The organism is uncultured Plantibacter sp. (assembly GCF_963518075.1).
GTDB classification, from domain to species: domain Bacteria; phylum Actinomycetota; class Actinomycetes; order Actinomycetales; family Microbacteriaceae; genus Plantibacter; species Plantibacter flavus_A.
Genome location: NZ_CAUQHZ010000002.1, coordinates 102,296 through 122,836, shown reverse-complemented (window position 1 = coordinate 122,836; position 20,541 = coordinate 102,296). Strand labels below are relative to the sequence as shown.

Sequence of the window (20,541 nt, the reverse complement as noted above, 5' to 3'; positions counted from 1 at the left end):
CGGCGCTCGGCCGCAGGATGGACGGGCTGGAGCGCACGACGGCGCTCCGTCCAACGGTCAAGCCTACCGGGATTCGGCAGGCGGACGTCCGACGCCGAGTGCTGCCAGCGGGGCCGCCGCCTTGGTCCACGTCTCCTCGAGCTCCTCCCGGGCGTCGGACAGCGCCGTGATGCCACCACCCGTGCCGATCGACGCACCCTGCGGATCGATCACGATCGAGCGGATGACCATGGCGAGGTCCATCGATCCGTCCGCGGACAGCAGGCCGAAGGCACCGGCGTACACCCCGCGCGGCCCCGCTTCGAGGTCGTACAGCAGCTCCATCGCCCGGCGTTTCGGGGCCCCGGTCATCGATCCGGCCGGGAACGCGACCTCGACGACGTCGAGTGCATCCAGCCCTGCGCGCAACCGTCCCTCGACGGTGCTGACGAGTTGGTGCACCTGCGGGTAACTCTCGACGTGGTGGAGCGCCGTCACCGCCACGGAACCCAGCTCGCAGACTCTGGAGAGGTCGTTCCGCATCAGATCGACGATCATGAGGTTCTCAGCGCGCTCCTTGGGACTCGCGAGCAGATCGGCGCGCTGACGGGCGTCCTCCTCGGGATCGGCGCCTCTCGGCCGGGTCCCCTTGATCGGCTTCGTCCGGACGCGGCCGTCGGCCGAGACCTCGAGGAACTGCTCCGGAGACGCGCTCGCGAGACTGATCGAACCGAACCGGAGGAAGCCGCCGTGGTGCGTGGGGCTCGTCCTGCGCAGCAGCAGATAGGTCGCGAGCGGGTCATGGACCCCGTCGACGCGCAGGTGGTTCGTCAGGCACAGCTGGTAGGCGTCCCCACGGGTGATGTGTTCCTGGCACCGCTCGACGAGCCGCACGTATGCGGCGTCGCTGTGGCGAGGCGCGCAGACCCCGCCGGCAGCCTCGGCCACGGGAGGAGGCTCGGCCGCCGTGCTGAGCCGCTCGACGGTCGTCGCGATCCAGTCGGGATCGTCCGACGAGATCGTCACCGTCCGCGCCGCATGGTCGAACCGCACCTGATCGTCGAGGCGCAGGAAGAGCGCATCCGGGGTGGCGGCCGCGTGTGCAGGAACCCCGACGAGCCCTGCCCCCGACTCGTAGCCGAACCACCCGACCCAATCGCCCGGGTCGCCCTCCGCACGCACGGTGCGGAGGGCGTCGAGGATCGTCGTCCGGTCGACCGAGGCTGACACCTGGCTGACGCGCTCCACCGTGCCGAGCCGGACGTCCGCGACGAGGCGTTCGGTCCCGCGTCCGATGAGACTGACGCCGGTCCGGGCGCCCTGGCCCGAATCCAACCAGGCCGCCCAGGGCTCGTCAGCGAACACGCGGCGGTAGACGTCCTCCGGCTCGGACCAGGCCGGGAGGACGACCTGCCGGCGTGCTCCGGTGGATCGCATCAGCCGACGGCCGCGATCGGCGGCGCGACGATCCGGAGGCGACCGGTCACGAGCTCGTCGGGAACCGGCGTGTGCGAGATCACGATGACCGCACGACCCTCGGATCCCGCGACACCGAGCAGATCCTCGAGCAAGGCGGTCGCACGCTCGGGATCGACGTTGGCCGTCGGCTCGTCGAGCACGAGCACGGGGAACTCGCGGAGGAGCGCACGGGCGAGGGCGATGCGCTGCGCCTGCCCCCCGGAGACGAGCGCGCCGTGCTCCCCCACCGGGCGGTCGAGTCCACCACGCTCGGCGAGCCAGGACGAGAGCCCGACCCGCTCGAGTACGGCCTCGAGCTCCGCGTCGTCGGCCGTGTCCCTCGCGAAGAGGAGGTTCTGGCGGATGTCTGCGTCGAAGAGGAACGGACGCTGCTCGACGAGCCCGATCGACTCGCGCAGCGTGTCCGGACGGAGGTCGCGTGCCTCGACGCCGCCGACGCGGTACCCACCCTCGTACTCGAGGAAGCGGACGAGGGTGTGCGCCAGGGTGGTCTTCCCGGCTCCGCTGTCGCCTTCGACGAGCAGTCGGTCGCCGGCCGACAGCCGGAAGCTGATCGGTGCGAGCGCCGCCGCCGTACTCCCGGGCCAACGTGCGCTGAGGTGCTCCGCCTCGAGCATGACGCCGTCGAAGGTCGGCGTGAGGATGCTGCCGGAGTCCTCGTCCGGGATCTCGCGTGGGCGCTCGCTCGGGACCGCGTCCGCCACGCGCTCAGCACTCGCGACCGCTTCCCGCCAGGCCCCGAACGCGAGCGGCACCATCGCGCAGACCTCGAACACGGCGAGCGGGACGAGGACGATCACGGTGAGCGCCGGGCCGCCGATCGTTCCCAGTGCAGGCATGCCTGCCCAGAGCGCCGCGACGACGGACGCCCCGGAAGCCAGGGAAAGGACGGCGCCGGCCACCCCAGCGCCCGCGGCCCGCCGCACCATCGCGCGCGTGAGTGCCGCGTCGGCATGTTCGATCCGTGCCCGCGCGGCATCGACCGCGCCGTAGGCGGTCAGCACGTCGAGACCGGTCACGAGCTCGAGCAGGGCTTCCGACAGCGCACCGCGCAGCGGCGCGAGTTCGCGTTCGGCGCGCGCCGCCACCCGACTCACGAGCAACCACGAGACGAGGAATGCCGCGACGAGGCAGACCGCGAGCGCGATCCCGGCGGCCGGGAGCAGCGCGGTCGTGAGGATGACGGAGGCTCCGGCGACGACACCCGACACCACCAGTGGTTGGACGACCCGCAACGGCACGTTCTGCAGCTCGTCCACATCGGTCACCAGGCGGGTGAGGAGGTCGCCCCGCCCGGTGAGCTGCAGTCCGTCGGGAGCCACCGGGATGACGCGTTCGATGATGCCGGCGCGCAGCTGCGCCAACTGACGGAATGCAGCATCGTGGCTCAGCAGGCGTTCGAGGTACCGGAAGGACGCCCGGGCCAGCGCGAACGCGCGCACCCCGACGACGGCGACACCCAGCTCGACGATCGAGGGCTGCTCGGCGGCCTTCGTGATGAGGAACGCGCTCGAAGCGAGGAGCGCTACGGCGGCCCCCGCGGAGAGGATGCCGGCCAGGAGTCCAGGGACGAAGCGGCGAGCCGGTGGCTGCGCCAGTCGGATGATCTGTCGGACGCGCTCATCCATGGAGCATCACCTCGTCGTCCTGGACGCGTTCCGACCGCACGCGGATCTCGAGCACGGCATCCGCGTGTTCGACGATCGACGGTCGGTGGGTGATGACGATCACGGCCGCCCCGGCCCGAGCGGCGTCGCGCGCGGCCTCGATGACGAGCGCCTCGGACGCGGCGTCGAGCGCCGAACTCGGTTCGTCGAGCAGCAGCACCGGCGTTCCGGCATCCGCCGGGGTGCGCCGCAGCCGGTAGAGGGCCCTCGCGATCGCGATCCGTTGCGCCTGCCCACCGCTCACGCCGTCGCCGACCGCGCCGATGGGGTGTCCGAGCGGCAGCGCGGACAGCCCGAGTGCCGACAACGCCTCGACGATGAGCGCCTCGTCAGGGGCGCCGTCGCCCAGCGCGACGTTGCTGCCGACCGTCCCGGCGATGAGGACCGGACGCTGCGGCGCCCACGACAGCCAGCGTCGTCCGCCGGGCGTGGGCGGCACGCGTCCGCCGTCGTGCAGGATCGATCCGGTGGCGTCCACGAATCCGAGGATCGCGGACGCCATGCTCGTCTTCCCGGCTCCGCTGGCGCCGACGACAGCCGTCAACACGCCGGCCGGGAACGTCGCGTCGAGGCCGTCCAGCACCCGCAGCTCGTCGTACTGCACGCCGAGACCGTCGAGTACCAGGCCAGACGTCGGGCGAGCGGAGTCGCCGACCGTTGCAGAATCGCCGACCTGATCAGGAGCCGACGGCGATTCGCGCACGGCCTTCGCTTCGTCGAGGATCTCGAAGACCTCGTCGGCGGCGGTGACGCCCTCCGCGGCCGCGTGGTAGTTCGCACCGACGTTCCGCAGTGGCAGGAAGGCCTCCGGGGCCAGGATCAGCACGAAGAGCCCGGTTCCGAGGAGGAGCGAGCCGTCGAGGAGCCGCAGGCCGATGCCGACCGCGACCACGGCGACCGCGAGACTCGACAGCAGCTCGAGGGCGAAGCCGCTCACGAACGAGAACCGCAGGACCTTCATCGTCTCGACGCGGTACTCCTCGGTGACGGTCCGGATCCGCTGCACCTGCCGGTGCTGCCGTCCGAACAGCTTGAGGGTCGCCATGCCCGCGACGAGCTCCAGGAACCCGCGCGACAGGTGGGCCAGGGTCTCCCACTGGCGCCGCTGCACCGCCTGGGTCGCGAATCCGATGAGGATCATGAAGACGGGGATGAGCGGGAGCGTCACGATCACCGTGATGCCGCTGAGCGGGTCCTGGACGAAGATCACCGCCGCGATGATCGGCATGGCGATCGCCGTGAGGATGAGCTGCGGGACATAGCGACCGAAGTACGCGTCCAGGGCGTCGAGCCCGCGGCCCGCCACGGTCGTCAGTGCGGCGGAGTTCCGACGCGAGACCCACCCCGGCCCGAGCGTCTCGAACGCACCCGCGAGGGCCCGCCGCAACTGACTGCGGACGATCGCGGAGCCACGGGCGTTCACCGAGTCGGATGCCAGGACGGTCCCGGCACGCAGCACCACGATGCCGATCAGCAGCCAGAGCGACGGCAGGAGCTCCTCGACCGGATCCCCCGCGATCGACCGGGACACGAGCTGGGCGACGAACCAGGCGAACCCGAGCGTGCAGGCGGTCTGGACGAGCGCGATGACCGCGCCGAGTCCGAGGACCGACCGGGCTCCGCGGGCATAGCGGAGCAGTCGCGGATCGAGGGGGCGCACGATGACAGGTTAGTGCGCGGCGGCTTCGATGTGCTTCCGCGTGATGCGCTTGCGGAACACCCAGTACGTCCATCCCTGGTAGGCGAGGATCAGCGGCAGGAAGATCAGGGCGGTCCACGACATCACCGTGAGGGTGTACTCGGTCGAGGAGGCGTTCGCGATCGTCAGGCTGTTCGCCGGGTCGTTGCTCGCCGGCATCACCGCTGGGAAGAGCGCGGTGAACAGGGTGAGCACGGCCGCCGCGACGGTCACGGCCATGAGCGCGAACGCACGGCCCTCCAGCCCTCGGCTGTTCGCGAACCAGGCGCTGATGAGCGAGACCGCGGCGATGGCGGCGAGGATCAGCACCGGGAGCGAGAAGTGCGCGAGGACGGTCCAGCCGAGGAACGACGCCGCGAGGAGGATCGCGACAAGCCCGGCACGGCTCGCGAGGCGGCGGGCGCGCTCGCGGATGTCGCCCTCGGTCTTCAGCGAGGCGAACACGGCTCCGTGGGCGAAGAAGAGCACGAGCGTCGTGAGACCACCGAGGATGCCGTACGGGTTGAGCAGGGTGAAGAGCGTGCCGGTGAAATTGTGGTCGGCGTCGAGCGGGACGCCCTGGACGATGTTCGCGAAGGCGACGCCCCAGAGGAAGGCCGGCAGGGCCGAGCCGACGATGATCATGAGGTCGAAGCGCCGTTTCCAGGAGGCTTCCGGCCGCTGGTGCCGGTACTCGAACGACACCCCTCTGATGATGAGCGCGAGCAGGATGAACAGCAGCGGGAGGTAGAAGCCGCTGAACAGGGTCGCGTACCACTCGGGGAAGGCGGCGAAGAGGCTCGCACCGGCGACGATCAGCCAGGTCTCGTTGAGGTCCCAGACCGGCCCGATGGTGTTGATGAGCATCCGGCGGTCGGTCTCGTCCTTCCCGAGGAAGGGGATCGTCATGCCGACGCCGAAGTCGAAGCCGTCGAGGACGAAGTAGCCGACGAACAGTGCGGCGATGATCCAGAACCAGAGAATCGTGAGGTCCATGATGCGCTCCTAGTAGACCGTGGTCGCGGGGGCGGCGGGCTTCTGCACGCCGTCCTCGTCGGGTTCGGACAGCTCGATCGGGTCGGGCCCGGCCTTGATCGTCTTCTTCAGGAGGCCGAACTCGACGACCAGCAGCGATCCGTAGACGACGGTGAAGGCGATCAACGAGATCAGGACGTCGAGGCCGGTGGTGTTCGGCGAGACCGCGTCCTCCGTCTTCAACAGGCTGAAGACGATCCACGGCTGGCGGCCCATCTCGGTGAAGACCCAACCCATGGTCATGGCGAGGAACGGCATCGGGACGGCCCAGACCGCAACGCGCCACATCCAGCGCTTCGGCTCGCGGCCCTTGCGGGTGAACCAGAGACCGGCGGCCGCGACGAGCATCGAGGCGAGGCCGAGACCGATCATCCAGCGGAACGCCCAGTAGGTGACCCAGATGACGGGCGAGTAGTCGCCCGGACCGTAGAGCTGGGTGTACTGCGCCTGCAGGTCGTTGATGCCCTCCACCGTGCCGTCGAAGGTGTGGGTCGAGAGGAACGACAGGAGGTACGGGATACGGATCGAGAAGAGCTCGTGGACGCCGTCGGGCGTGCCGAGGGTGAAGATCGAGAACGAGGCGTCGGCACCGCTCGCCGTGTTGTACATCGCCTCCGCAGCCGCCATCTTCATCGGCTGGGTCTCGACCATGGCGAGGCTGAGCTGGTCGCCGGCGAGCATGGTGGCACCGCCCGCGAGGAGCATGCTCCACGCTCCGACCTTGAGCGCCGGGCGCATCGCCTCGACGTGCTGGCCCCGGGCGAGGTGCCAGGCCGCAGCGGTGATGATGACGGCTGCGGAGACCATGAAGCACGCGAAGATCGTGTGCGGGAAGGCTGCCAGGGCGACCTTGTTGGTCAGCAGCTCCCAGATGTTCGTGAGCTCGGCGCGACCGCGCTCCTCGTTGATCCGGAAGGCGACCGGGTTCTGCATGAAGGCGTTCGCCGCGATGATGAAGTAGGCCGAGAGTACGGTGCCGAGCGCCACGATCCAGATGGTGGCGAGGTGGAGCTTCGGTGACAGCTTGTCCCAGCCGAAGATCCAGAGCCCGATGAACGTCGCCTCGAGGAAGAAGGCGAGCAGGCCCTCGAGTGCCAGCGGTGCGCCGAAGACGTCGCCGACGAACCTGGAGTAGGTGGACCAGTTCATGCCGAACTGGAACTCCTGGACGATGCCCGTCACGACGCCCATGGCGAAGTTGATGAGGAAGATCTTCCCGAAGAATCGGGTGAGCTGCAGGTAGTGCAGCTTGCCGGTCCGGACCCAGGCGGTCTGGAACCCTGCGACCGTCACCGCCATGCCGATGGTGAGCGGTACGAAGATGAAGTGGTAGACGGTGGTGAGGCCGAACTGCCATCGGGACAGCAGTAGCGGGTCGAGAAGGTCGTTCACGATGAACACTCCATTTTTCGCGGCATCCAGGGAAGGCGGCGCAGGTGCGGCCCGATCGGGGTGGTCATCCCCGTGGCTTCGATCCATGTCGTCGAGATCAATGGTACAGGACTTCACGCCTGTGGTCAGACCACACATCCAAGGGTGTCCTAACAGGCGTTTCCGAGCCGCTCCCACAACCGCGGCAGTAGGCTCTGAGCCGTGAACGACGTGCTCGGCTGGCTGCTCGACCTGGTGCAGAGCGTCGACCCCGTGACGCGCACGATCCTCGCCGGCGTCGGCATCATGCTCGAGACCTCGGTCCTCGTCGGCCTCGTCGTCCCGGGCGACACGGTCGTCATCGTCGCCAGCACCGCCGTCGTCGGACCCGTCCAGTGGATCTCGATGATCCTGGCCGTCATCACCGGCGCGCTCATCGGTGAGTCGGTGGGCTTCGCGCTCGGCCGCTGGTTCGGCCCGCGCATCCGTGCCAGCAGACTCGGCCGCCGGATCGGCGAGCGGCACTGGGCCCGGGCCGAGCGCTATCTCGACCGGCGGGGCGGCATCGCCGTCTTCATCTCGCGGTTCCTCCCGGTCCTGCACTCGCTGATCCCTCTCACGGTCGGGATGAGCACGATGAGCTACCGACGCTTTATCTCCTGGACGCTGCCCGCCTGCGTCATCTGGTCCTCGGCCTACGTCTCCGTCGGCGCACTGGCCGCGGGCAGCTATCGCGAGCTGTCGGACCGACTCCATTGGGCGGGCTACGTCTTCGTCGGCATCATCGTCGTCTTCGCCGTCGTGGTCCTCGTCGTGAAGCGACTCCTCCAGCGGAGCGAGGAGCGACACATGCTGGCCCAGGAGGACGCGACACCACCCGACGACGACTCGACGCCCCAGTAGCAGACGACCGTCATCGCCGCGAGACGGCGGGCCGGACGCACCGGCATGACAGACTGAACGGGTGAAGGCATCCGACGATCGTCCAACGGCCTCCTCCGACGCCGCCGAGCAGATCCGGCACTTCGCCGCACGGATGGAGGACGCCGTCCAGTTGCGCCGCCAGCGTCGTGCGAGGCGGCACGGACGCGAGGCGGCGGTCATCCCCTTCACCGGCTACGGATCGACGTCCTGGATCCGTGTCCTGGCCAGGGTCGTCCTGGCGGAACCGGGTAAGACCACCGTCCAACCGCAGCAGAAGGTGCGCGGCTGGAAGAGCTTCTTCGCGCTGAGCATCGCCGACCCGACGGTCGAGGTGGAGGTCGACGGGCAGCGTCACACGGTCACGGGCGACCGAGGCGGCGTGGTCGACGCGGTGGTCCAGGTCTCGCTCACCCCAGGCTGGCACACCCTCAGACTGAGCTCGGAGGGCAGCGACCCGGTCGAAGCGCCGGTCTTCATCGTCGCCGACGACATCGAGTTCGGCATCGTTTCCGACATCGACGACACGGTGATGGTGACGGCGCTCCCCCGCCCGCTCGTCGCGGCCTGGAACACCTTCGTCCTCGACGAGCACGCCAGGACACCGGTACCAGGTATGGCGGTCTTCCTCGAGCGCACGGCGCGTGAGCACCCCGGTTCGCCGATCATCTACCTCTCCACCGGCGCCTGGAACGTCGCGCCGACGCTCACCCGGTTCCTCTCCCGCAACCTCTACCCGGCCGGCGCCCTCCTCCTCACCGACTGGGGTCCGACGCACGACCGGTTCTTCCGCAGCGGTCGCGAGCACAAGCGCAACAACCTCGACCGGTTCGCCGAGGACTTCCCTCGTCTGCGGTGGCTGCTCGTGGGCGACGACGGACAGCACGACGAGGCCCTCTACCGGAGCTTCGAGGAACGCCACCCCGACCGCGTCGCCGCCGTGGCGATCCGTCAGCTCTCCCCCGGTGAAGCGGTGCTCGCCGGTGGACGCTCGAAGGTCGGCACCCAGCACGCGGGCGCCCCCTGGGTCTACGCGGGGAACGGTGCAGAACTGCTCGACCAGCTCCACGACAAGCTCTGACGGCACCGATGTCCGTCGTCCCCGTCCTGCGCACCAGATCGCGCCTGCCCCTGCTCCAGGTGCTGAAGACGGCGCTGGCCGCCATCGCGTCCTGGATCGTCGCGATCACGATCATCCCGGGCCAGCTCCCGGTCTTCGCCGCCATCGCGGCCATCCTCGTGGTGCAGCCGAGCGTCAACCAGTCGTTCGGGAAGGCGCTCGAGCGCAGCCTCGGGGTCATCACCGGCGTCATCCTCGCGACGGCCATCGGGATCGTCTTCGGACACTCCGCCTGGATCGTGCTCCTGGCCATCGTCATCTCCATCCTGCTCGGATGGGTCCTCCGCCTCGGGCCCGGATCCGCGAACCAGATCCCGATCAGTGCGATGCTCGTGCTGTCGATCGGCGCTGCGACCCCGGACTACGCGGTCGCGCGGATCGTCGAGACCGTGCTCGGTGCGGGCATCGGGCTGCTCGTCAACGTCGTCCTCGTCGCACCGGTCCTCCTCGCTCCCGCGAAGGCGGCGGTGACCGCCCTCGCGCTCGCGTGCGCCGACACCCTGGACCATCTCGCCACCTCACTCACGCGCGCGAACTCGGACGCGGAGCTGGTGGCGCTGCTCCAGGAGGCCCGCGCGCTGAAGCCCCTGCGAGACCGGGCGATCGCCGCGGTGAAGGAAGGCGATGACAGCCTGCTGCTCAACCCTCGTCGATCGAGGCACCGCGACGAGCTCGACCGTCAGCGCCTGCTGCTGCGTCGACTGGAGCCGGTGGTCACGAGGACCCTCGGCATGGCGCGATCGGTGCACGACCACGACGACCCGACCCTGCACGAGGAGCCGACGGTGGCGGACATCGCCGTCGAGCTGACGCGAGCGGCCCACGATCTCAGGCTGCTCGTGAACGATCGTGCCACGTCCGACGAGCCACCGACCGAGACCGCGGAGATCCCGGCGCTGACCGCTCCCCTCGTGATCGCCCGCCCGCACCCCCAGCACTGGATCCTGATCGGATCGCTCATGGAGGACCTCCGCCGCGTACGCGACGAGATCGTCGGCGAACCGACCTGAGTCGGCCGGATACACGAAGGGCCGGCGGAGCGAAGCTCCACCGGCCCTTCGACGTCCTGGGACTACGCCTGGTGCGCGGCCTGCAGTTCGATGGTGATCGTGACGTCGTTGCCGAGCAGAACGCCGCCGGTCTCGAGCGCCGCGTTGTAGGTGAGGCCGAAGTCCTCGCGGTTGATCTTGGTGGTCGCCGTGGCGCCGAACTTGTAGTTGCCGTAGGGGTCGGTCGCGAAGCCGCCGAACTCGACGGTGAAGGTGACGGGCTTGGTCACGCCCTTGATCGTGAGGTCGCCGTCCACGAGGAAGTCGTCGCCCTTGGCGCGGGCGCCGGTCGAGACGAAGTCGATCGTCGGGTAGGTCTCGGCGTCGAAGAAGTCACCGGTGCGGAGGTGACCGTCGCGGTCGGGCTGGTTCGTGTTGATCGATGCGACCTCGGCGGACGCGGTGACCTTCGTCTCGAGGGGGTTCTCCGGCGTGACGAACGTCGCGTTGAAGCGCTCGAACTTGCCCTTGACCTTCGAGACCATGATGTGGCGGATGCTGAAGCCGACCTCGCTGTGCGTGGTGTCGACCTCCCAGGTGCCAACCTTGTAGCCGGGAATCGTCAGGGTGTCGGTCATGCGGTACTCCTTGCGTCGATGTCGGCGCACTCGCGCCACGTTCTATTCAAACGCACGGACCTGGAAGCTATTCCCACATCCCCGAGAAATTCTCCTCACCGACATCAGCGCGACATCGGCCGGAGCGACGGCAGGCCGAGCCGGACGCGGAGCAGTCGGTGCGCCGCATCGGCGACCGTCGACTCCGGAATCCTGCCGGACCGGACCGCGGCGGCGATGTCGGCCACGAGTACGGCCGGGTCGACACCGGTCGACGACGGGTCAGCCCCGAGGACGAACAGCAGCATCGTGTTCCCGGCGGCCACGGCGCGGATCGCGTTCTCCGAGGGGTTCCGGTACTCCGCCAGGCCGGTGTGCTGCAGCATGAGCATGTCGTCGGTGATCGTGATGCCGGTGAAGCCGAGGTCGTTCCGGAGGCGCTCGTGCCACGCCGCCGACAGCGTCGCCGGCGCGGCGTCGACCGCCGAATAGACCAGATGGCCGAACATCACGACCTCGGCTCCGGCCTCGATACCGGCGACGAACGGCAGGGCGTCGGTCGCAGCCCAGTCCGCGGCACCGATGGCCGTCGTCGGGACCGTCGAGTGCGAGTCCCCCGGCGCCTGCCCGTGGCCGGGGAAGTGCTTCAACGTGCTGAGCACCGCGCCCCGCTCACCACGGACGGCCGCGGCCACCCGCTCCGCCGAGGCATCCGGCGTCGTCCCGAGGGCACGGTCGAAGATGAAGGAGTTCGGATCGGCGGTCTCGTCCGCGACGATGCCGAAGTTGACGGAGCAACCCGTACCGGCGAGCATGGCCGCTCGCTGGCGGAACGCCTCCTCGCTCGCAGCGGGCGCTTGCGACTTCAGGGTGTCGGCAGCGGCGAAGACGTCCTCGTCGATGCGCCGGACATCGCCGCCCTCCTGGTCGATGCCGATGAGCAGCGGCATGGTCGGGTCGGGGCTGAGGGCACTCGTCACCGCAGGCAGCCCCGCGAGGCCCGGCACGTTGTCGCCCATGATGATGAAGCCGCCCGGCTGATACCGCTCGACGAACGCCCGGAGCGTGCCCGGGTCGGTTCCTGGAGCGTGGAGCATCAGCATGGACGCGATCCGCTGTTCCAGGGTCATCGCTGCGAGTTCGGCGGCCGCACGCTGGTCGGCTGCAGCCGGAGTCGTGCTCGTGGGACGGTTCGTCGGCTTCGAGGATCCGGGCCCCGTGCACCCGGACAGGCCGAGGACGGCACCCGCCGCCATCGAGGCGCCGACTGCGAGAAACCCTCGTCGTCCCAGCTGCACCGGCCCACTCTAGGCTCGGATCTTCCATGCAGGCTGGGCGTCGCTCGCGGTGTGGCAGGAGTGACGAATGTGACATCGACGGCTACACTTGCGTGGGTGACCGCCAGGATGGACGCATGCGCAAGCCGCTGACAGCCCTCTCGCCCCGCTCGAGGGGCGTCTCGCGAGCCGCAGCCCTCGGAGCCGCGCTCGTCATCGCGGTGTCGGTCGCGAGCCCGGCGGCCGCCGTGACCCCCACCTCGTTCCGGACCGCCGACTACCCGAGCTGGGACGACGTCCAGGCGGCCAAAGCGAACGAATCGACCGCTCAGGCCGAAGCCGACCGGATCGTCTCCCTCCTCGACGGTCTGCGCGACGAATCCGCCCGGCTCGGCGACGAAGCCGTCCGCCAGGGTGCGGCGGCAGGTGAAGCGAAGGCGGCGTTCGAGGCGCAAGCCGCCGTCGCCGACACCATCAGTGCGCAGGCGACGGCAGCGGTGTCGGCAGCGGCATCGAGCAAGCGTCAGGCCGGCGCGGTCATCGCCCAGATGACCCGCACCGGAGGCGTCGATCCGACGCTCTCCCTCGTCCTCTCCGGTGCGGCCGACGACGACCTCCTCTCCAAACTCAGTGCGATCAGCAAGCTGAGCGAGACCTCGGCGCAAGACCTCGCGTCCGCGACCGCCGCGAGCAACACGGCGACCGCGCTCGCTGAGCAGGCGACGGCGGCGGAGACCGAACGTCAGCGACTCTCGGAGGCGGCTGATGCCAGCTACGAGACGGCGCAGTCCGCGAGCGACGCCGCAGATGCGGCGGTCGCCGAGCAGCAGGCCAATCGCGACCGGTTATACCAGCAGCTCGCCGTCCTCAAGAACACCACGGCGGCGGTCGAACAGGCCTACGCGCAGAGCCAGGAGGCGATCGCGGCGGAAGAGCAGCGACGCAACGAGGCGACCGGTGGCGAGGGTTCCACAAGCGCTCCGCCGCCGGACCTGGCAGCCGACCCGGCCGGCGCGAAGGCGTACGCGCAGTCCGCGATCGGCGCCTACGGCTGGGGTAGCGGAGAATTCCAGTGCCTCCTGCAGCTCTGGACCCGGGAGTCGAGCTGGCGCGTCAACGCCTACAACGAGTCCAGCGGCGCCTATGGCATCCCGCAGTCTCTGCCCGGGAGCAAGATGGCCAGCTCCGGCGACGACTGGCGCACCAATGCGGCGACGCAGATCAACTGGGGCCTGAGCTACATCGACAGCCGGTACGGCTCCCCCTGCGGCGCGTGGGCGCACTCCGAAGCGACCAACTGGTACTGACGCCTCGTCTCAACCAACCTGGGCCGCGCCGAGATTCGTCCCGGCCACTGCCAGCACCACGGTGACGAGCAGGGCGGCCCCGATGATCAGTCGGAACAGCAGACGGTCCGGCGCTCGGGTTCCGACGAGCACGAGCCCCCACACGACGAGCGCGAGGACGCCGACCGCGCCCAGCACCCCGACGATCGGCGGGGCGATGGGCCTGCCGACGAAGATCCCGCTCTGTCCGAGGACGGCGACCATACCTGAGACGCCGAGGGCGATGAAGGCCGTCCGACCGGCGGTCCGCGCGCCGAGCCGGTGCGGCAGACCGCGGACCCCGGTCCGCAGGTCGTCCTCGAGATCGGGTAGGGCGTTCGTGAAGTGGATCGCCACACCGAACAGTCCACCGACCGCGAGCGTCCACGCGGCCGGCACGATCGGCGGGACCGCAGCGAAGGTGACCACGGCGGGCAGTGCGCCGAACCCCACGATGAACGGGACGACCGACCAGGCCGTCGACTTGAGGCCCAGGTTGTAGGCCCACCCGCAGACCAGGAAGAGCAGGTGCGAGGCAGCCGACGCCCAGCCGAGGGATGCCGAGAGCGGAATGCTCGCCGCACCGGCCAGCAGCGCCGCCGCCCGGACTGCCGAGACGCTGAGGTCGCCGCGTGCGACCGGTTTGTCCTGTCGTCCCGAGCGATGATCGCGTCTGGCGTCGAGCCAGTCGTTGGACCAGCCGATCGAGAGTTGTCCGACGAACACCACCACGGCGAGCAGGGCCGTCCGAAGGGGTGGCAGGCCGACGGCCGATCCGAGCACGACGGCGAGGACGGTCACCGCGACGGTCGGTCCGGGATGGGAGGACGCGAACAGACGACGGACCATGGAGAACACCGCCTCAGCTTAGGGTGACACCCATGCCACGGCGGTACACTGCAGCATGACCGTCTCCGTGAGGGCGATCGGCGTGGCCGTTCCTCAGACCATCCTTCATCAAGACGAGATCAGGGATGTGTTCCGCGACCAACCCGGGCGGACCCGGCTCGCCCAGCGTCTCATCGGCGCGGCGTTCGACGCGTCCGCGATCGACACCAGGCACACCGTCATCGACGCCTTCGACCACGAGGTCGAGACGACCACGGCCGCCTTCTACGACGCGGCTCAGCGGCAGGTGCTCTCCCCGCCCACCGGCGTGCGGAACGACGCCTACATCGAGCACGCTCCCCCGCTGCTCCTGGAGGCCGCACGGCGGGCGTTGGACGCCGCCCCCGGTCTGTCGGCGGCGGACGTCACCCACGTCGTAACCGCGTCCTGCACCGGGTTCTTCGCGCCCGGCCCGGAATACCTCCTCGTGCGCGACCTCGGGCTGGACCCGGGCACGGAGCGCTACCACCTGGGGTTCCAGGGGTGTTTCGCCGCGTTCCCCGCCCTTCGCGCCGCAGAGGCGTTCTGTACAGCAGACCCCGACGCCGTCGTCCTCGTGGTCTGCATCGAGCTCTGCTCCATCCACCTCCGTTCCTCCGACGACCCCGACGTGATCCTCGGTTCCTCGGTGTTCGCCGACGGTGCTGCGGCCGCCGTCGTGACCGGTCGGGACACCGGATCCTCCGCGCCCGTGCTCGAGTTCGACGGCTGGTCCACCGCGCTCGTGCCGGACGGCGAGACGGAGATGGCCTGGACGATCGGCGATCACGGATTCGAGATGGTCTTGAGCGGCGCGGTGCCCAAGCTGATCGGCGAGCATCTCGAGATCGCCCTCCGCCCACTCCTCGCCGCAGCCGACGACGCCCCGGTCTCATCGATCGATCGCTGGGCGATCCATCCCGGTGGCCGGAGCATCCTCGACCGGGTCCAGCGCGGATTCGGGCTCGACGACGAACTGCTGGCTCCGTCACGCACGGTGCTCCGCGAGTACGGCAACATGTCGAGCGCCACCGTGCTCTTCATCCTCCAGCGTCTGCTCGACGGCGCGCCGGCTGACGCCGATGAACGGGTGTGCGCGCTCGCCTTCGGTCCGGGACTGACGATCGAGAGCGCACTGCTCCGGCTCCGGGCCGGCCGAGTCTGATGCTGCCCGACCTCGGCCGCCGTGCGACGGATCTCCTCGAACTGATGGACGACCCCGACTGCGATCCCGCTTTGCTGGACGCCACCTACGCCAGGTTCGAGACGGTGAACCGGCTCGTCTCGGGCTGGCGTGGCCTGTACCGGTCACGCATCCGTCCACTCCTCCGCCCGTCCCGGACCACGACGATCCTCGACATCGGCTTCGGTGGCGGCGATGTCGCCGTGGCCATCGCCGACTGGGCGAGGGCCGACCACCTCCGCGTGCAGGTGGTGGGGATCGATCCCGACGAGCGGTCCGTGGCCTTCGCCCGTCGCCGGTACCCCGATGGCCCCGTCGCCTTCCGTCCGGCGCACAGCAGCGACCTCGTCGCCGCTGGCGAGGAGGCCGACATCGTCCTGTCCAACCATGTGCTCCACCACCTCGATCCCGCGGGACTGTCGAGCCTGCTCGCGGACAGTTCACGGATCGCCAGACGACTCGTCCTGCACAGCGACCTCGAGCGCAACCGACTCGCGTACGCGGTCTACGGGCTCGCCACCCGTGCAGGACGACGGCGCTCCTTCCTCCACGTCGACGGGCTGCGCTCGATCCGTCGCAGCTATCGCCAGGGGGAGCTGCAGCGCGTCGTGCCGAACGACTGGATCGTCGAGCGTCGGTTCCCCATGCGACTCCTGCTCTCGCAGACCGTCTCGTCGGCAGCGGACGAGCCCCGATGACCGAGGTGCTCGTCATCGGAGGCGGACCGGTCGGCCTCGTGTCCGCGATCCTCCTCGCTCAGGCCGGCGTCGACGTGACCGTCTGGGAACGACGGTCGGACTCCCCCTCCGGCACCCGGGCTATCGGGATCCACCCACCGTCACTCGACCTGTTCGAGGAGCTCGGCGTCCTCGACGAGATCCGCCGCGACGCGGTCCGGATCGACCAGGGCGAAGCCTGGAACGCCGGACGACGCCTCGGGGCGGTCGTGTTCCGTGATCGGCCCGTACCGCACCCCTACGTCGCCGCGCTCGAGCAATGGCGGACCGAACGGGTCCTCCGTGCTCGACTTGAGGCCGTCGCACCGGGATCGCTTCGGACGGGGACGAGCTGCACGCGGTTGACTCCGGCCGAGGACGGTGTCCTCGTGTCCGGGAACGACGCCGATGGAACGGTGAGCACCCGCGCAACCGTCGTGGTCGTCGCAGCAGGCGGACGCGCCGCCGTCGACGGGATGCAGGCTCCGGGCCCGGTGCACCGGTATCGGGACCGGTACCTCATGGGGGACGTCGCGGATCGGAGTGGGGCAGGTTCCATCGCCAGGGTGCACCTGCACCACCGCGGCGTGGTCGAGTCCTTCCCGCTCCCCCATGGCATGCGACGATACGTCGTACACACCGGGTACTCGGACGGTCAGGACGCGGCCCGCCCGGAACCCACCGCGTCCGACCTCGCGTCCCTCGTCGCCGACCGCACCGGCGACGACGTCGACCCGGCGACGAACACCATGCTCAGCGCGTTCGGCGTGCTCCGTCGACGACGGAAGCGCGTCGTCGACGATCGGGTCGTCTATCTGGGCGACGCCGCCCACGAGATCAGCCCGATCGGCGGCCAGGGCATGAACCTGGGCTGGTCCGACGCACGGGTCTTCGCGCCACTGATCGCCCGCATGACCGCCGGGCATCGCTCGACACAGCACGACGTGGCCGCGGCCGTCTCCCGCCAACAGCGCGCGATCCGTCGGGCCTCCTGGCAGGCGGAACTCAACATGCGCTTGGGACGTCCACTGCCGGGCCCGCTCGTCGGCGTGCGGGACCTCGCGCTGCGAACCGCGCTCAACGGTCCCGCGATGCCGATCCTCGCCGACGCCTACACGATGCGCTGGCTGCGCTGACGCCGTCCGAGGTCTTCCGGTTCAGTGACCGACGTGCATGCCCGCGGAAGCCTGGTCCGTTCGCCGGATGAGGAACGACGCACCGATCGCGAGCAGCGAGAGCACGGCCCCGCACATGAACGCAGCCTGCACACCGGCCGCCGTCGCGTCGACCGCGGCACTCCCGGCCGCCGCACGAGCCGCCGCCGTGGTCGACATCATGGTGATGAACAACGCCGTCCCCGCCGCTCCGGCGAGTTGCTGGACCGTGCCGACGATGGCGCTGCCGTGCGGGTAGAGCTCGGGCCGCAGGGAACCGAGCGCCGAGGTGAGGAGCGGGGTGAACATGAACGCGAGGCCGGCGCTCAGCAGCACGTGGACGGCGATGATCATGACGATGGCGCTGCCGACGCCGAGCATCGTCAACAGCCAGAGCGCAGCACTCACGGCGAAGGCCCCGGGGATCACGAGTGGACGCGGACCGAACCGGTCGAACAGCGACCCGACCAGCGGCGCGAGAGCGGCCATCGTCAGGCCGCCTGGCAGCAACATGAGGCCCGTGGTCAGGGTGTCGACCTGGAGCACGGTCTGCAGGTAGATCGGCAGGATGATCAGCGAGCCGAACAACGCCATCATGACGATGACCACCAGGATGATCGAGACGGAGAACGAGCGGTTCGCGAAGGTGCGGAGGTCCATGAACGCCCGGTCGTCGCGGGCGAGCGCACGCTGGCGGAGCACGAAGCCCAGCAGGGCGAGGACACCGACCGTGAGGGGGATCCAGACGGGCATGAGCGCGTGTCCCTCGGCAGACTCGCCGATGCTGCTCAGCCCGAAGATGAGACCACCGAACGCGAACGCGGAGAGGACAAGCGACAGCACGTCGAAGCGGACCCGACGCGGCTCCGTCACGTTCCGCACGAGGACGGCACCGAGGACCAGCGAGGCGACGGCGATCGGGAGGACGATCCAGAACATCCAGCGCCAGTCGAGCACGCTGAGGATGAGGCCGGAGACAGTGGGCCCGACGGCCGGCGCGACCGAGATGACGATCGAGATCGCCCCCATCGTCCGGCCGCGTGCCGACACCGGCACGACGTTGAGCACGGTCGTCATGAGCAGCGGCATCATGATGGCGGTACCGCTGGCCTGGACGACACGACCGAGCAGGAGCGTGCCGAATCCCGGGGACAGCGCGGCGATGAGCGTACCGAGGCTGAACAGCACCATCGCGGTGATGAACATCGTCCGCAGGGAGAACCGCTCGAGGAGGAACCCGGTCGCGGGGATCACGACGGCCATGGTGAGCATGAAGCCGGTGGTCAGCCACTGTGCGGAACTCGCCGTGATGTCGAGGTCCTGCATGAGCCGCGGCAGGGCGACGCTCATGATCGTCTCGTTGAGGATGACGACGAACGCCGACACGAGGAGCAGCCCGATCAGGAGCTTGGACCCGGGTGGGAGGCGATCGTCCGAGGGCTTCCCGGTCGTCGGGACGGAACCGGTCGGATTCGGCACGGTTTCAGTCGTCATAGCGGTGTCATCCTTCTCAGGCCTCGGCCGTCGTGCGGGCAGACGCCTGCCCTCTCGAAACACAAGCGTCATGCCGCCGCTGGTATTCCCATGCGTGTCGACCGGTTACGCGCAGGGCGAAGACCTGTTCCGGCCGGACGGTTCCGGTGCCAGCATGAGGACATGACAGTTCCCACCATCACCCTGAACGACGGCCACACCATCCCTCAGCTCGGCTTCGGCGTCTTCCTCGTCGACCCGCAGGAGGCTGAGCGCATCGTCTCGGACGCGCTCGAGGTCGGCTACCGCCACATCGACACCGCGGCCATCTACAAGAACGAGGAGGGAGTCGGCGCCGCCATCGCGAAGTCCGGCATCCCCCGCGACGAACTCTTCATCACCACGAAGCTCTGGAACGACCGTCACCAGAAGGCGTCCGCTCACGCCGCCATCGACGAGAGTCTCGAGAAGCTCCGGCTCGACCACGTCGACCTGTACCTGACCCACTGGCCGACCCCGGCCAAGGACGACTACCTCGAAGCGTGGCTCGCCCTCGAGGAGATCAAGGCGGCAGGCAAGGCGCGTTCGATCGGCGTGTCGAACCACCAGGTCGAGCACCTCGAGAAGCTGATCGCCGGTTCCGAGACGGTCCCTGCGGTCAACCAGATCGAACTCCACCCGGCGTTCGCCCAACGTGAGCTGCGCGCCTTCGGTGCCGAGCACGGCATCCACATCGAGTCCTGGGGCCCGCTCGGTCAGGGCAAGTACGACCTCTTCGGCGAGCAGGCCGTCTCCGCTGCAGCAGAGGCGCACGGCGTCACGCCGGCGCAGGTCGTCATCCGGTGGCACCTGCAGAACGGGCTCATCGTCTTCCCGAAGTCGAACTCGCGCGAGCGCATCGCCCAGAACTTCGACGTCTTCGGCTTCGAGCTCTCCGCCGACGAGATCGCGTCCATCGACGCCCTCGACTCGGGCAAGCGCGTCGGCAGCCACCCCGACGAGGTGAACTGACCTCAGGGTCCCGCCAAACCCAGGGTCTGACCAACGCAGAAGTCCCCGTCAGCTGTTCCGCTGACGGGGACTTCTCGGTGTTCGGGTGGATCTGAGGGGACTCGAACCCCTGACCCCCTGCATGCCATGCAGGTGCGCTACCAGCTGCGCCACAGACCCGTATTCAACTTGCTTGCCCCTGCTGTTTCAGCGGAAGCAACTTGAATAGGTTACTACATCTTGAGAGCGGTTGTGACCACTTTCGGTGCTCGGCACCGACGGGATGGTCAGTTCGCGGGCTGCGGTGCGGACGAGACCAGCGGAATCACCGGGCAGTCCTTCCACAGACGCTCCAGCGAGTAGTACATCCGCTCCTCCTCGTGGAAGACGTGGACGACGACCTCGCCGAAGTCGAGCAGGATCCACCGCCCCTCGGACTTGCCTTCGCGCCGCAGCGTCTTCACGCCGCTCGCGTTCAAGCGGTCCTCGACCTCGCCGGCGATGGCGACGACGTTGCGCTCGCTCCGGCCGGTGACGAGGAGGAAGGCGTCGACGAACGGCAACGGACCGGAGACGTCGAGCGCGACGAGATCCTCGCCGCCCTTGGACTCGGCTGCGGTCGCTGCGAGCTGGACGGCGTCCAGTGTGGTGTCGGACAGGGTCATGTGGTGTACTCCTCTGACGATCGCATGGAGCGCGA

The 20,541-nt window shown here is 69.2% G+C and carries 18 protein-coding genes and 1 tRNA gene; 8 read left to right on the top strand and 11 right to left on the bottom strand.

Annotation, left to right across the window (positions count from 1 at the left end):
* Positions 1 to 63: 63 nt before the first annotated feature.
* Genes RWN05_RS04320 through RWN05_RS04300 form a run of 5 tightly spaced genes read right to left on the bottom strand, consistent with a single transcriptional unit; the run spans position 64 to position 7,230 of the window.
* On the bottom strand, positions 64 to 1,416 hold the full coding sequence (locus RWN05_RS04320; protein ID WP_079002341.1) for an anthranilate synthase component I family protein: 1,353 nt from the start codon (positions 1,414 to 1,416) through the stop codon (positions 64 to 66).
* Complete coding sequence (gene cydC, locus RWN05_RS04315) at positions 1,416 to 3,086, bottom strand: thiol reductant ABC exporter subunit CydC (RefSeq protein ID WP_079002340.1); 1,671 nt, start codon at positions 3,084 to 3,086, stop codon at positions 1,416 to 1,418. Before cydC ends, RWN05_RS04320 begins: the two co-directional genes overlap by 1 nt.
* Complete coding sequence (gene cydD, locus RWN05_RS04310; RefSeq protein WP_314138683.1) at positions 3,079 to 4,785, bottom strand: thiol reductant ABC exporter subunit CydD; 1,707 nt, start codon at positions 4,783 to 4,785, stop codon at positions 3,079 to 3,081. Before cydD ends, cydC begins: the two co-directional genes overlap by 8 nt.
* A 9-nt stretch (positions 4,786 to 4,794) precedes the next feature.
* On the bottom strand, positions 4,795 to 5,799 hold the full coding sequence (gene cydB / locus RWN05_RS04305; RefSeq protein ID WP_064295578.1) for a cytochrome d ubiquinol oxidase subunit II: 1,005 nt from the start codon (positions 5,797 to 5,799) through the stop codon (positions 4,795 to 4,797).
* A gap of 9 nt (positions 5,800 to 5,808) precedes the next feature.
* Positions 5,809 to 7,230 carry a cytochrome ubiquinol oxidase subunit I gene (locus RWN05_RS04300; protein ID WP_079003899.1) on the bottom strand — a complete coding sequence of 474 codons (1,422 nt, stop codon included), beginning with the start codon at positions 7,228 to 7,230 and terminating at the stop codon, positions 5,809 to 5,811.
* Between the two features lie 201 nt (positions 7,231 to 7,431).
* Between RWN05_RS04300 and RWN05_RS04295 the strand changes: the two genes are divergently transcribed.
* From RWN05_RS04295 to RWN05_RS04285, 3 genes are all read left to right on the top strand, one after another.
* Positions 7,432 to 8,112 (top strand): DedA family protein, encoded by a 681-nt coding sequence (locus RWN05_RS04295; RefSeq protein ID WP_079002338.1) that lies wholly within the window; start codon positions 7,432 to 7,434, stop codon positions 8,110 to 8,112.
* 133 nt (positions 8,113 to 8,245) lie between these two features.
* The gene (locus tag RWN05_RS04290) at positions 8,246 to 9,211 is read left to right on the top strand and encodes an App1 family protein (protein ID WP_079003898.1); all 966 of its coding nucleotides are present in this window, start codon (positions 8,246 to 8,248) and stop codon (positions 9,209 to 9,211) included.
* Between the two features lie 8 nt (positions 9,212 to 9,219).
* The gene (locus tag RWN05_RS04285) at positions 9,220 to 10,260 is read left to right on the top strand and encodes an aromatic acid exporter family protein (protein ID WP_079002337.1); all 1,041 of its coding nucleotides are present in this window, start codon (positions 9,220 to 9,222) and stop codon (positions 10,258 to 10,260) included.
* A gap of 62 nt (positions 10,261 to 10,322) precedes the next feature.
* Here the strand turns inward: RWN05_RS04285 and RWN05_RS04280 are convergent, their stop codons facing one another.
* Together RWN05_RS04280 and RWN05_RS04275 are read right to left on the bottom strand one after the other, a co-directional pair.
* The gene (locus RWN05_RS04280) at positions 10,323 to 10,877 is read right to left on the bottom strand and encodes a YceI family protein (protein WP_064295582.1); all 555 of its coding nucleotides are present in this window, start codon (positions 10,875 to 10,877) and stop codon (positions 10,323 to 10,325) included.
* 104 nt (positions 10,878 to 10,981) lie between these two features.
* Positions 10,982 to 12,154 (bottom strand): glycoside hydrolase family 3 N-terminal domain-containing protein, encoded by a 1,173-nt coding sequence (locus RWN05_RS04275; protein WP_240555757.1) that lies wholly within the window; start codon positions 12,152 to 12,154, stop codon positions 10,982 to 10,984.
* A 116-nt stretch (positions 12,155 to 12,270) separates the two neighbouring features.
* Between RWN05_RS04275 and RWN05_RS04270 the strand changes: the two genes are divergently transcribed.
* Positions 12,271 to 13,440: a lytic transglycosylase domain-containing protein gene (locus tag RWN05_RS04270; RefSeq protein ID WP_079002335.1), complete on the top strand. Its 1,170-nt coding sequence runs from the start codon at positions 12,271 to 12,273 to the stop codon at positions 13,438 to 13,440.
* 9 nt (positions 13,441 to 13,449) lie between these two features.
* On the opposite strand, the gene RWN05_RS04265 is transcribed toward RWN05_RS04270, so the two are convergent.
* Positions 13,450 to 14,307, bottom strand: a complete 858-nt coding sequence (locus RWN05_RS04265; protein ID WP_079003897.1) for a UbiA family prenyltransferase — start codon at positions 14,305 to 14,307, stop codon at positions 13,450 to 13,452.
* Positions 14,308 to 14,362: 55 nt separating this feature from the next.
* On the opposite strand from RWN05_RS04265, the gene RWN05_RS04260 reads away from it, so the two are divergent.
* The 3 genes from RWN05_RS04260 to RWN05_RS04250 are packed head-to-tail and all read left to right on the top strand — an operon-like array spanning position 14,363 to position 17,360.
* A complete protein-coding gene (locus RWN05_RS04260) occupies positions 14,363 to 15,490 on the top strand; it encodes a type III polyketide synthase (RefSeq protein WP_079002334.1) in 1,128 nt (375 codons plus the stop codon).
* The gene (locus RWN05_RS04255; protein ID WP_314138676.1) at positions 15,490 to 16,206 is read left to right on the top strand and encodes a class I SAM-dependent methyltransferase; all 717 of its coding nucleotides are present in this window, start codon (positions 15,490 to 15,492) and stop codon (positions 16,204 to 16,206) included. Before RWN05_RS04260 ends, RWN05_RS04255 begins: the two co-directional genes overlap by 1 nt.
* Complete coding sequence (locus RWN05_RS04250; RefSeq protein ID WP_079002332.1) at positions 16,203 to 17,360, top strand: NAD(P)/FAD-dependent oxidoreductase; 1,158 nt, start codon at positions 16,203 to 16,205, stop codon at positions 17,358 to 17,360. Before RWN05_RS04255 ends, RWN05_RS04250 begins: the two co-directional genes overlap by 4 nt.
* Before the next feature lie 21 nt (positions 17,361 to 17,381).
* Here the strand turns inward: RWN05_RS04250 and RWN05_RS04245 are convergent, their stop codons facing one another.
* Positions 17,382 to 18,872: a DHA2 family efflux MFS transporter permease subunit gene (locus tag RWN05_RS04245; RefSeq protein WP_079002331.1), complete on the bottom strand. Its 1,491-nt coding sequence runs from the start codon at positions 18,870 to 18,872 to the stop codon at positions 17,382 to 17,384.
* Positions 18,873 to 19,034: 162 nt separating this feature from the next.
* On the opposite strand from RWN05_RS04245, the gene RWN05_RS04240 reads away from it, so the two are divergent.
* Positions 19,035 to 19,862 (top strand): aldo/keto reductase, encoded by an 828-nt coding sequence (locus RWN05_RS04240; protein WP_079002330.1) that lies wholly within the window; start codon positions 19,035 to 19,037, stop codon positions 19,860 to 19,862.
* Positions 19,863 to 19,948: 86 nt separating this feature from the next.
* Here RWN05_RS04240 and RWN05_RS04235 read toward each other — a convergent pair.
* Together RWN05_RS04235 and rsfS are read right to left on the bottom strand one after the other, a co-directional pair.
* Positions 19,949 to 20,021 (bottom strand) — tRNA-Ala (locus RWN05_RS04235).
* Positions 20,022 to 20,128: 107 nt separating this feature from the next.
* Positions 20,129 to 20,506 (bottom strand): ribosome silencing factor, encoded by a 378-nt coding sequence (rsfS, locus tag RWN05_RS04230; RefSeq protein WP_079002329.1) that lies wholly within the window; start codon positions 20,504 to 20,506, stop codon positions 20,129 to 20,131.
* Positions 20,507 to 20,541: the final 35 nt, after the last annotated feature.

Bases quoted from the DNA above. Each gene is read 5' to 3' on its own strand.
- RWN05_RS04320 (WP_079002341.1), bottom strand. From the start codon at position 1,416: ATGCGATCCACCGGAGCACGCCGGCAGGTCGTCCTCCCGGCCTGGTCC.
- cydC (WP_079002340.1), bottom strand. From the start codon at position 3,086: ATGGATGAGCGCGTCCGACAGATCATCCGACTGGCGCAGCCACCGGCT.
- cydB (WP_064295578.1), bottom strand. From the start codon at position 5,799: ATGGACCTCACGATTCTCTGGTTCTGGATCATCGCCGCACTGTTCGTC.
- RWN05_RS04290 (WP_079003898.1), top strand. From the start codon at position 8,246: ATGGAGGACGCCGTCCAGTTGCGCCGCCAGCGTCGTGCGAGGCGGCAC.
- RWN05_RS04285 (WP_079002337.1), top strand. From the start codon at position 9,220: ATGTCCGTCGTCCCCGTCCTGCGCACCAGATCGCGCCTGCCCCTGCTC.
- RWN05_RS04280 (WP_064295582.1), bottom strand. From the start codon at position 10,877: ATGACCGACACCCTGACGATTCCCGGCTACAAGGTTGGCACCTGGGAG.
- RWN05_RS04270 (WP_079002335.1), top strand. From the start codon at position 12,271: ATGCGCAAGCCGCTGACAGCCCTCTCGCCCCGCTCGAGGGGCGTCTCG.
- RWN05_RS04265 (WP_079003897.1), bottom strand. From the start codon at position 14,307: ATGGTCCGTCGTCTGTTCGCGTCCTCCCATCCCGGACCGACCGTCGCG.
- RWN05_RS04260 (WP_079002334.1), top strand. From the start codon at position 14,363: ATGACCGTCTCCGTGAGGGCGATCGGCGTGGCCGTTCCTCAGACCATC.
- RWN05_RS04255 (WP_314138676.1), top strand. From the start codon at position 15,490: ATGCTGCCCGACCTCGGCCGCCGTGCGACGGATCTCCTCGAACTGATG.
- RWN05_RS04250 (WP_079002332.1), top strand. From the start codon at position 16,203: ATGACCGAGGTGCTCGTCATCGGAGGCGGACCGGTCGGCCTCGTGTCC.
- RWN05_RS04245 (WP_079002331.1), bottom strand. From the start codon at position 18,872: ATGACGACTGAAACCGTGCCGAATCCGACCGGTTCCGTCCCGACGACC.
- RWN05_RS04240 (WP_079002330.1), top strand. From the start codon at position 19,035: ATGACAGTTCCCACCATCACCCTGAACGACGGCCACACCATCCCTCAG.
- rsfS (WP_079002329.1), bottom strand. From the start codon at position 20,506: ATGACCCTGTCCGACACCACACTGGACGCCGTCCAGCTCGCAGCGACC.